This is a genomic window from Nocardia noduli, from assembly GCF_019038455.1.
In the GTDB taxonomy this organism is placed as follows: domain Bacteria; phylum Actinomycetota; class Actinomycetes; order Mycobacteriales; family Mycobacteriaceae; genus Nocardia; species Nocardia noduli.
The window spans coordinates 1-10,432 of sequence record NZ_JAFMPL010000167.1; the positions used below are offsets into that span (position 1 = coordinate 1).

The window sequence follows — 10,432 nt, forward strand, 5'->3', positions numbered from 1 at the left end:
GAGAAGGACAACTCCCGGGAAAGGCACCCGTACGGGGCCAGGCGATTCACGAGTCACACCCCGGTCTGAAAAACCAGCACCTACCCTGCCAGCCAGCCCCAGGCCAGCCACCACCAACACTTACAGGGGATTCAGTCCGACTGTTGTGTCGCGTAAGAATCCGAAGCTGTATACATGGCCGTTTCTGAGTGAGTTACAAAGCAGTCTCGGCAAGTACGTCTACAACTAGTGCCTCGTCAAGCAATCTTCGGTAATCAGGTTGGCGGATTTTGGAGTTGACGGCGAACTCGCGTTTGGGTTGGGCGTGCTGGTTGTACCAGCGGATGTAGGCGCCGATCGCGGCGTCTTGTTCGTCGTGGCTGCGGTGATCGGTGCCGTTCAACGCGAAGTAACGCAGCGCCGCGAACTCGGACTCGATCCAGTTCAACCACGACGAATAGGTCGGCAGGTACACCAGCTCCACGTTGTGGGCCGCGGCCCAGGTGCGGACCTCGGGGTGTTTGTGCGGGCCGAAATTGTCGGCGATCAGGTAGAGCCGTTCACCGGGCCACCGCGCGCGCAGCGACTTGAGCAACGACAGGAACTCCTGCCACCGCTTGCGATCCCGGATCCGGTAGTGGAGTTTGCCGGTGGCCAGGTCCAGAGCAGGTGCCGCACCCCCTGGGTACGCCGATAGGTCGCGCGCAACCGTCGCGGATGTCGACGCGGGAACCAGCCACGACCAGCACGGGGTTGCAGGTTCAGTGGTCCGAACTCGTCCACACAGATCACGCGCCCGTCGGCAGGCCGATGGTCGTAGAGGTCCAGAACGCGGTTCATCTTCGCGGTGAACTCGGGTCCGAGCCTGCTTTCCAGGTCTTGACCGCCTGCCACGACACCCCTTCGGCTTTGAGGATCTGACGCAACGTCTCACGACTGATCGCAGCAATCTTGTTGGTGATCAACACTTCTCGCAGTTTCGACAGACTCCACGTCGAGAACGGCCATCCCAGATCACGCGGGCAGCACCGAGCGATGCAAGCGATGCGTTCACGCGTCGCTCGATCGACCTTCCTCGGCCTGCCCGCGCTCCATTTTGGACACTGTTGGCGAATTCGGTGTCCGGGTCAAGCGACCGGTCGGAGAGCGGCGAAGTGTGACGTTCGTGTGGGTGCGAGAGGTGTTGTCTCCCAACAGGAATTGAGTCGGTTGAGGTTGATCCCGGCGGCGGTCAGTAGGTGTTGGAGTCTGGTTTTGGGTAGGCCCCGATAGCGGGAACGGCGTAGGCCGTGGACTCTGACGCCTTGCGCGATGGTGCCTTCCACGCCCGCGCGATGTTGGTAGCGCTGCTGCCATTGCCGGGTTTGTTGCTCGGCGCGAGCATGTTGCAGGGCCTGGTGCTGGGCTCGGTGCCGGATGGTGAGTCGCCGTCCGGTGGTTGATCGGGTGCATTGTTCGTGGACAGGACAGACTCGACATGCCGCGGCGGGAAATCGGATTTTCACGACCGCGACGCCGCCGGGCGGGTTGTCGGTCTTCCATGAGTTGGAGAGGGTGTTCTGCGGGCATGTGACCCGCTCGTTGTCCCAGTCGATGAGGAAATCGGACAGGGCGAAGCCGTGACCGGCGGTCGCTTGCCACCCGGTCGGGGCTTTGGCCGGGCCGAGTAGTTCGACCCCGTGCTGTTCTCGGCTGCCGGTGAGCAGATCGGCGTCGATATAGCCGGCATCGACGAGGTGCTCGGCCGGGAGCAGGTCCAGACGCGCCAATCTCGAGTGGATCGCGGCGGTCATCTCCATGTCCGGAATCGGTGCCACCGTGGTGGCGACATGGGTGATCAGATGCGGTGCATCCGGTTCGCAGGTCTCGGTCAGGTGAACTTTGTAGCCGTTCCAGGATGCGTCGCGTTTGGTGCCGGTGCGCGCTTGATCGTCATACGGTGAGCAGTAGCGGATCGCCGCGGGTGGCAGATCCTTCTTGTCTCGCCAAGTCACTGCTCCGTCTGTGACGTGATACTGCTGGACCCAGATCCGGCGCAGCAACTCCACCGCCGGCAGCTGACGCAACCACGGGGCCCCGGCCGCTACCGCGGACAACACGGTCATCCCGTCGGCACCGACCTGATCGGCGTGGGCGGCGCGCGCCGCCCACCGGCTGGGGAACCTGGTGTCCTCGGATCGAGCACTGTAGCGGTCGAACCACTCCGGTTCAGCGATTTCGGCCAACCACCGCGGCGCTGCCACAGCCAGCACATTCAACGCTGCACGCAATGCCTCGGTGACGAACTGCAACCGATTCAGATCCCGTACCACGGCCAAGACGTGTGTCGAGTCCGTCCTCTGACGGCCCCCTTCCCGCAGCAAACCGGCCCCTCGTGCCGCCTCGAGTATCGCGTCGAACACACGATCCTCGAGGCAGCCCTCGATCAGCCGAGACCGGAACTCGCTGAGCACCGAATAGTCGAAGCCCGGATCGGTCAACTCCAGCCCCAGTGCGTACTTCCAGTCGATTCGTGCCCGAACCGCCTGCGCTGCTTGACGGTCGGTCAGCCCTTCAGCGAACTGCAACACCGATACCAACGCCAGCAATGCCGGCGCCACCGCCGGACGCCCACGACGAGAAAACAATCCCGCGAACTCAGCATCAACGAAAACCGGGCCCAAGACATCACGCAACCGAATCGCCGGACAGCCCTGCGGGAACACCGCCCGCGCCACCCGAACAGTCTCTACCGGAACGACATCCACGCCGGTCGCACGCAACGACACCCCGACCTCCAACCAACACCTACCCACCAATACCGACACCGAGCATGCCAACCCCACTGCCCCCGGCCCGAATTCGCCAACAGTGTCCATTTTGGGTCCAACGCCTCGAACCCCCGTTCGTTGAAATCGTGGATCACCTGCCGCACATACGCTTCGCTGACCTGCATCAACCTTGCGATCGCGGGAACCGGCTGCTGCTGCGCCGAGGCCATCACCACGATCGCCCGCCGCACCCTGACCGGCTGTCTGCTCGTCTTGGTGATTTTCTGCAACCGGCGCCCCTCCTCGGGGGACACCGCCCGCACGAACACTTCCGGCCTCCGAGCCACCCGGCACCACCTCCACCGGGAGCATCACCGACCACGAGCCCACGATCAACCCGACACCCGGTTACAGCGGCAACCTACTTGGACGAGGCACTAGTGTGTCGCGCCCGAAATAGGGCCAGTAAGTTATCTTATTGTTTTGGGGTTGTCGGGTTGATTTTGGCGAGGTAGTCGGCGAGGGATTTGAGGATTTCGTCGGCGGTCTTGGTCCAGCGGAAGGGGCGGGGGTTGTCGTTCCAGGTTTGGATCCAGGCGGTGATGTCGTCTTCGAGGGCTTTGACGGAGGTGTGGACGCCGCGGCGGATGAGTTTGTCGGTGAGCAGGCCGAACCAGCGTTCGACCTGGTTCATCCAGCTCGAACCGGTCGGGGTGAAGTGGACGTGGAAGCGGGGATGACGCGCCAGCCAGGCTTTGATTTCTGCGGTGTTGTGGGTGGCGTAGTTGTCGCAGACCAGGTGCACGTCCAGGTCGCGTGGAACGGCCTTGTCGATGGTGATGAGGAATTTCTTGAACTCGGTGGCGCGGTGGCGGCGGTGGAGTTCGCCGATGACGGTGCCGTCGGCGATGTTGAATGCGGCGAACAGGCTGGTGATGCCGTGGCGCAGGTAGTCGTGAGCGCGGCGTTCGGGAATGCCCATCGTCATCGGCAGTACCGGTTGTGATCTGTCGAGGGCCTGGATCTGGCTCTTCTCGTCGACGCACAGCACGATCGCCTTCTCGGGCGGATTATGGTACAGGCCAACGACATCGACCACTTTCTCGATGAACAGAGGGTCGGTGGAGAGTTTGAACGAATCCTGTAGATGGGGTTTGAGATCGAATTTCTTCCAGATCCTGCCGATGGTCGATTTCGACAGGCCGCTGCGGTCGGCCATCGAGGAACGCGACCAGTGCGTGTCCTTGCCGGGCAACGTTTCCAGCGTCGCGACGACCACGTCTTCGACCTGGTCGAGCAGGATCGAGGGCGGCCGACCCGGTCGTGGCTCGTCACCCAGACCATCGAGCCGGTCGGTGACGAAGCGGCCCCGCCACCGGACCACGCTCGACTCGTCCACACCGAGGTCGGCGGCGACCTGCTTGTTCATCACCCCCTCGGCACACGCCAACACGATCTTCGCCCGCATCGCCAGATACTGCGCCGTCTTGGCACGCCTGGCCCACGAAACCAATTGCGCCCGTTCAGCATCGCTCAACACCAGCTCGGCCTTCGGCCGACCCTCACGACCCCGATCACAGAGTCCGTCCAAGCCCTCGACGGCGAACTTACGCCGCCATTTCCCCACCGTCCCCGCAGTCAGACCCAACTCCCGCGCGGCACCCGCGTTCGACATCCCCTCAGCACACGCCAGCACGATCCGAGCCCGCTCGACCTCACGCCGATCCCCCGAAACCGACCTACGTACCAACTCGGCACGCTCGACATCCGACAACACGATCTCGACAGCAGAAGGCCCACGATGCGACACAAAAACAGACTACATACATACTGGCCTGATTTCAGGCGCGACACACTAGCTCCGCAAACATCAGGAATAGAAGCCTGCAGGACGCCGCATCCCGACATGCTAGACCTGTCGTGTTCAGTTCTTTGGCAGGACTGCGCATTGGTTGAAACGCCGATTGAGGCAACGGCACCCGGGCTCGCCACCTCGATGACCGAGGCACCGAGGTGTCGTAGCCATCCGCTAGGGTGACCGCGTCACAAAGGTTCGCCACATTCGGTTGTTGATTTGCTACGTGCCGAGTGTGGCCGGTTACGGAGGTCATGGTCGCGCTGATGCCGATCGACGATGATTCGCTAGTTGCTACTGACCCCATGGCACCGATCATGTGGATGAAGATCACCAACCCGGACACCGTCATACCGACCTGTCCCCCCGGAACCGATATTCGCGTGTTGATCCCAACAGACGCACGATTTAGCGACCTACGCAAATTGCTTCTTGCGCAACGAATCCCCTACCGCGAAGTACGGTACCTCCTGGAGCAGGAACTAATTGCTACGAATACCCATGCACGGCTGACGGCGATTCTTGGAACCTCAGGCCGAGTCTCACGAGCGTCGCGTCCCTTGACAGGCACAGCGGCAGAAGCCGCTCGCGACGGATTCGACTTGATGTGGTACGACCACGCCGAAACGGAAACCGCTTCGCCCCTGCGCGTGCCGGCCGGCGAAGTGATTCCTGCGGAGTGGGTGCGGTTTCTTCCTCATCCAGTCATGAATCCGGCACAGGCCGAGGCAATTCCGGCGATCGTCGGTAGCAACGATCACTTAATCGTCGTCGCTCCGACTGGGGCCGGTAAGACCGTAATCGGAATGGTCGGTGTCCTGCGTACAGTCCTGGAACAGGGCAAGAAGGCGGCCTGGCTGGTGCCGCAACGCTCGCTCACCGAGGAGCTAAACCGTGAGCTCGACACGTGGCGCGATCGGGGGTTGCGGGTTGAACGGCTGTCCGGCGAGCATCGTGTCGACGCCGCGCGAATCCGGGCTGCCGATTTGTGGGTGACAACGACCGAGAAGTTCGAAGCCCTCAGCCGAACATCGACCATGCGCGAGGCTCTCGCCGAGGTAGGATGCTTGATCGTCGATGAGATTCATCTCCTGGGTGACAGTTCCCGAGGATCGTTCCTCGAAGCAATCTTGGCACGCGTACGAGACGATGGTTCCCGCATCCGCATCGTTGGATTGTCCGCCACGGTCTCGAATGCCGACGAACTGGCATCATGGCTTCAGGCACGAACAGTACGCGTCAGTTGGCGGCCTACCCAGCTCACGTGGCAGCTGCCAATGGTGGCAAACCACTCTGATTGGAGTTTGACCGAGGCCGCGAAGATCAGATTGACCGCTTCGATCGTTGATGCTGTCTCAGATGGCGATGGCAGCGTCCTCGTGTTCTGCGGCAGTAAACGTAGTGTCAGACGTACTGCCTTGATCATCGCGGCGGCCCGAGGCGCAAACGTATTCAATGTGGACCCTGATGATACAGACCGCGTTTACTCCATCTGCCAAACCGCCCGGGTAGGCCTTCACTACAAGGGCTGGGAACACAAAAAGGAGGCCGAGCATGGCTTCCGCGCACGCGAATTGGATGTTCTGGTAGCCACTTCGACCGTCGCTGCTGGTGTGAACATGCCAGCACGCGCTGTGGTGGTACAAGATACCGAGGTCGCGATGAAACCGATCGATGTGGCCACCGTCCAACAGATGTTCGGGCGTGCTGGGCGCGTCGGCACTGGAGAGCGTCACGGCTGGGCATTCTTGCTTGTTGACGAGACCGAGCGTGCAGCCTGGCAACGCAAACTGTTGGCCGGATTTCGAGTAAACTCACAGATACATACAAGTTTGGCCGAACATGTTCTCGCAGAAGCAATCCAAGGCCGCATTCGCTCGATCCTTGACGCAGAGCGGTGGTGGAAGCACACTCTCTCGTACCACCAGGGACGTCGTGATATGATGCCTTTGCGGCGAGCTGTCGATTTTCTTCTCGATAGTGACTTCCTCCAGCGAGATAACTCATCCGCCGACACTGACCGTTTCGTCCCGACTGAGCTTGGCATGGTAACTGGTCGACTGATGGTTTCCCCCATCGTCTGCCACGGCCTCCGGAAAGCGCTCTCATCGATCTGTTTTCCAGAATCTGCCGACGAAGCTGAAGTGCAAATTATTGATGTCCTCGCTGCGCATGTCCCAAATCTCTCAAACGCAGCGGTAAGCGAGGCACTCAAGTCACGAGTACTTCATTTGAAATGGGCGCATGGAATCGTCGATCGTCACCCTGCAGAGTTCGATAACCATCAACCGCTTGAGGTCGCCGGGGCTGCCTATACTCCCGGGGACTTGGCGCGCGCAGCGATGCTCGCAATCATCAATTCTCCCAGCGCCTTTCGACGTGATGCCCGCATCATCGCTGGAATTCCCTACTCCACGATGTCACCAGTCCTTGAGGAAGCTCCTCGATATCTTCACTGGCTGAGTTGTCAAGGATACCTTTCGACAGTACATCCATGGGTGGCAATCGTGGCCGCCGACCTGGGCCGACGCATCCTCTGGCGTCGCCTCCAGCCTCCACGGGGCTCAGGTCGCTTGCTGTGGATGTGCGAACAGATGGCCACACCAGCATACGCCGAAGATATTGTCCCCGATCTGTGGGTGGCAGCTACTGGCCGTGGCCTCGTCAGCCCGGACTGGGTAGAAACCGGCCGCCCTCAAGGATGTCAGCTCAATCAATCCGACTATGCAATGCTTCTAAGGGATCGAACCACGGGTGCGACGCTGTCTAACACCGACGGATATTTTACTGCCAGTTGCACAGCAGCCTCGACCCTCGTCGTCTGGTCTGGTTCCAACTATCTCGCCGCACCTATACCTCCTGGACGCGGTGAAATACGAGACAGGCTAGCCTCCCAGCCATCCGTCCCCTCCGGCGCAGCGCTTTTTACTCGCCGTGGCGATTATCGAGCAACAGGCTGGCTCAACGACTATCGCGACATGGAGCCAATTCATCCTTCCGATCGGGGCTGATCGCGAAGTGTCTGCGGCCAGCGGGATGGCCAGCGGTGTTCCCGTGCAGTGGTCGTTGTCGCGACCGCAGTTCCGCTGTCACGTCTGGCAGGTCGGTCGCTACTTCCGCGCCTGAGCCCCGTGTACCCACACGCTTCGCTTTCGCGATGGTCGGCCTGACCGCGGCGCGGTCCGAGTGGCCAGAACTACATCGGGCCGCGATGACTTCGAAATCGAAGGAGAGAATACAGCAACCTGTCGAAATGGTTGCGAAAGACGACATCTGGCCTGTCCCCGGTGATTGAGACCCCTCGGGCTTAGAGTCCTGTTGGCCCTCATAAGGGCTGGAACGGACACTGAAAACCATGGCAGAACCTAAGCGGCCTTCCACGGAGGAGATCGCGCGGAAGCTGCGTCGCGCCGATGAGCCGGCTGCAGCGGGTGCTTCGGATGTCTGCCAAGCATGAGGCAATTACAGGCCATCGAGCAGGGCCACCCGATCTGCATTGGATGCATACTGGTGCTGGCTCACCGGCTGCCCGGCGAAGCTGTTGGGGCACAGGTCGGTGCGCAGTCTCGCAAAGTACGCGCGAGTGTCCGACGGGGGATTGCAACGGTTTCAAGTTGACGCGCGGCGGCGATCGAGTCGCTCGTTTCATACCGACATCTTCACCCACCTGGTGCATTGGCTCGTCGTCGCCGTCTGCGGGTACAAGCAGGAGAAGCGCATCGAGTTCGTGCGTGCACCCGAGGCAAACCCTCAACCGGAATTCCGTCGCAGATCGCGGCGATCCTCACCCGCCACGCACCGGTCGCCCCAGTAATGACCGACTACTACCGCGATCTCCGTTCGAGAGTAGGCAGACGCCGTATCCCCTGGAAGCGATTCGCCGGACCGACGGGCTCGACAACAGCCTGTTCACCCTCTGACGGACTCCAGTGGCCGGTAGCCAGGAGTCCTATTTCGTTGAGCGGCCTGCCTAATTTATCCGCAGCTACCGTGCGCGACCGGCGCAACACCCGCGCCGGTCAAGTTGGCGCTCCCGCACTCGATCGGCCCAGACCGCGAACCGCGACTTGCACATCTGCCTCGTCACACGGCTTATCACCGAACTGGCGCAACGGCGCAGGGAAGCGGGACTGTCGCAGTCCGAGGTGCTCGCTGCCTGCGAGTACCGCGACTTAGACGGTGATCGCGCGCGGGCTCCTCAAGGCTGCGGCCGCCACCGATTTTTGCGCTCGGTTGCTGACGCGGGACGCCGAAAGCGCACAACCGATCCGGCTCGAAATGTACGAGTGCTCCACTCACGTAGGCGCTCGGCGCTCGAAGCACATCGGTGACGGTGCTGGCGTTGTACGCTGCGGGAAGGGCCGCAGCTTCTGCATCGGGTGAACTCCTGTATCCGGGGGCTCGGGTCGCAGTGCAGCGAGGTACTGGAAAGGCCGGTCCCGACCGCGATTCGCCGAGACCATCTCCTGGTTGGCGCCGCAGACGGGCGTAGTCAATTCTATCCTCGGGGTGGCCGTCTTGTGTCACGCGATGCCTTGAATCGGCCTCAGCTGAAGCAGGCGTTCACAGTTGAGGCTGGCTCACATTCAGCTAGGTCCTGTACCGAAGTCGGTTGAGGTCGCTGTTCGGCTAGACTTCAGCCCTGTTGTAGCCATTGATTGATAGCGGCGACACGGATCGTGGCCAGATAGCAGACGGCGAGTTTGTCGAACCGGGTGGCAACCGCTCGATGCTGCTTGAGATGGCTGCCACGCTCGACGGTGTCGCGATCGCGGTAGCGCTGCGAATCGAAGGCTGGTGGACGGCCACCGGCGCTGCCACGGCGGTGATCAGCATCGCCAGAACCCGGCAGCCCTGATCACACGCCAGGTGCAACTTCGTGGTCCAACCACGCCGCGACCGGCCCAACCCATGATCGAGCGGTTCGACCTGACGACCACCCTCCCGCCGAGCACCAGCAGCGTGGGGATGGGCACTCACGATCGTCGAGTCCACGCTCACCTGCCACCCGAACCGCCCGCCCGCGTCAGCGATAACCTGCAACAATTTCACGATCAACAACCACACCCCACCGCGCTGCCAACGCCGGAACAACCCATACACCGCCGACCACGACCCATACTGGGGCGGAACATCACGCGACGGGCACCCGACCCGGGTCCGCCACCGGATCCCGTCGATGAGTTGCCGTTTCGTCCAACGAGGTGGACGGCCCGCCTTCCTGTTGCGCTGCAGCAGCGGCTCCAACCGCGCCCACTGGGCATCGGTCAAATCCGCTCGCCGGGCAACGCTACGCTGGCCAACGAGGTCTCCGTCTATATTCAGGTTTGCTTGGTCGCTAACCCTAAATACCGGAGACCTCACCCATATACAAACCCAGCCAACAACTTCCAACGAATCTGCTGGTCAGTCGGCATCACACTTCGACACAGAACCTAGACGTTGCGGCACATGAGGATTCACACAGCGGCCCCGTGGCTAGTGAGACGGCGGCGAGTGCAAGGATCGAAGTTGGAACATGAACCATACCGATCTCCGGTGCCACGCAGAGCGTTCGGTGGCGTGCGGGTGGGTGCTGCGACCGGGCGGCGCGCACCCGCGGGAGAGATCGGACTGTCGTACACCCCGTCGAGCAGTCAGAGGAGTCAACGGACATGGCCTTCTCCGTCCAGATGCCAGCCCTTGGTGAGAGCGTCACCGAGGGAACGGTAACCAAATGGCTCAAGCAGGAAGGAGACACGGTCGAGCTCGACGAGCCCCTGCTCGAAATCTCCACCGACAAGGTCGACACCGAAATCCCCTCCCCTGCAGCAGGTGTACTCACCAGGATCGTGGCATTGGAAGACGA

The 10,432-nt window shown here is 61.6% G+C and carries 6 protein-coding genes and 1 pseudogene; 2 read left to right on the top strand and 5 right to left on the bottom strand.

Translation table 11 applies throughout. The annotated features are described in order from the left end of the window. Positions 1-193: 193 nt before the first annotated feature. From JZ792_RS42460 to JZ792_RS39490, 4 genes are all read right to left on the bottom strand, one after another. A complete protein-coding gene (locus JZ792_RS42460; protein ID WP_254190990.1) occupies positions 194-574 on the bottom strand; it encodes a transposase in 381 nt (126 codons plus the stop codon). Between the two features lie 532 nt (positions 575-1,106). Beyond that, positions 1,107-2,747, bottom strand: coding sequence for an IS1182 family transposase (locus JZ792_RS39480; RefSeq protein ID WP_216918005.1), 1,641 nt, complete (start codon positions 2,745-2,747; stop codon positions 1,107-1,109). Next, a complete protein-coding gene (locus JZ792_RS42465) occupies positions 2,708-3,076 on the bottom strand; it encodes a helix-turn-helix domain-containing protein (protein WP_308165630.1) in 369 nt (122 codons plus the stop codon). Before JZ792_RS42465 ends, JZ792_RS39480 begins: the two co-directional genes overlap by 40 nt. Before the next feature lie 128 nt (positions 3,077-3,204). Next, complete coding sequence (locus tag JZ792_RS39490) at positions 3,205-4,539, bottom strand: IS630 family transposase (protein WP_216918006.1); 1,335 nt, start codon at positions 4,537-4,539, stop codon at positions 3,205-3,207. 299 nt (positions 4,540-4,838) lie between these two features. On the opposite strand from JZ792_RS39490, the gene JZ792_RS39495 reads away from it, so the two are divergent. Then, positions 4,839-7,595: a DEAD/DEAH box helicase gene (locus JZ792_RS39495; RefSeq protein WP_216918007.1), complete on the top strand. Its 2,757-nt coding sequence runs from the start codon at positions 4,839-4,841 to the stop codon at positions 7,593-7,595. Positions 7,596-9,465: 1,870 nt separating this feature from the next. Here JZ792_RS39495 and JZ792_RS43620 read toward each other — a convergent pair. Further along, a pseudogene (locus JZ792_RS43620) lies at positions 9,466-9,948 on the bottom strand (IS5 family transposase); the annotation flags it as partial. A 290-nt stretch (positions 9,949-10,238) separates the two neighbouring features. Here JZ792_RS43620 and JZ792_RS39505 point away from each other — a divergent pair. Beyond that, a partial coding sequence (locus JZ792_RS39505) for a biotin/lipoyl-containing protein (RefSeq protein WP_308165631.1) occupies positions 10,239-10,432 on the top strand: 194 nt, incomplete at its 3' end.

Bases quoted from the DNA above. Each gene is read 5' to 3' on its own strand.
- JZ792_RS39495 (WP_216918007.1), top strand. From the start codon at position 4,839: ATGGTCGCGCTGATGCCGATCGACGATGATTCGCTAGTTGCTACTGAC.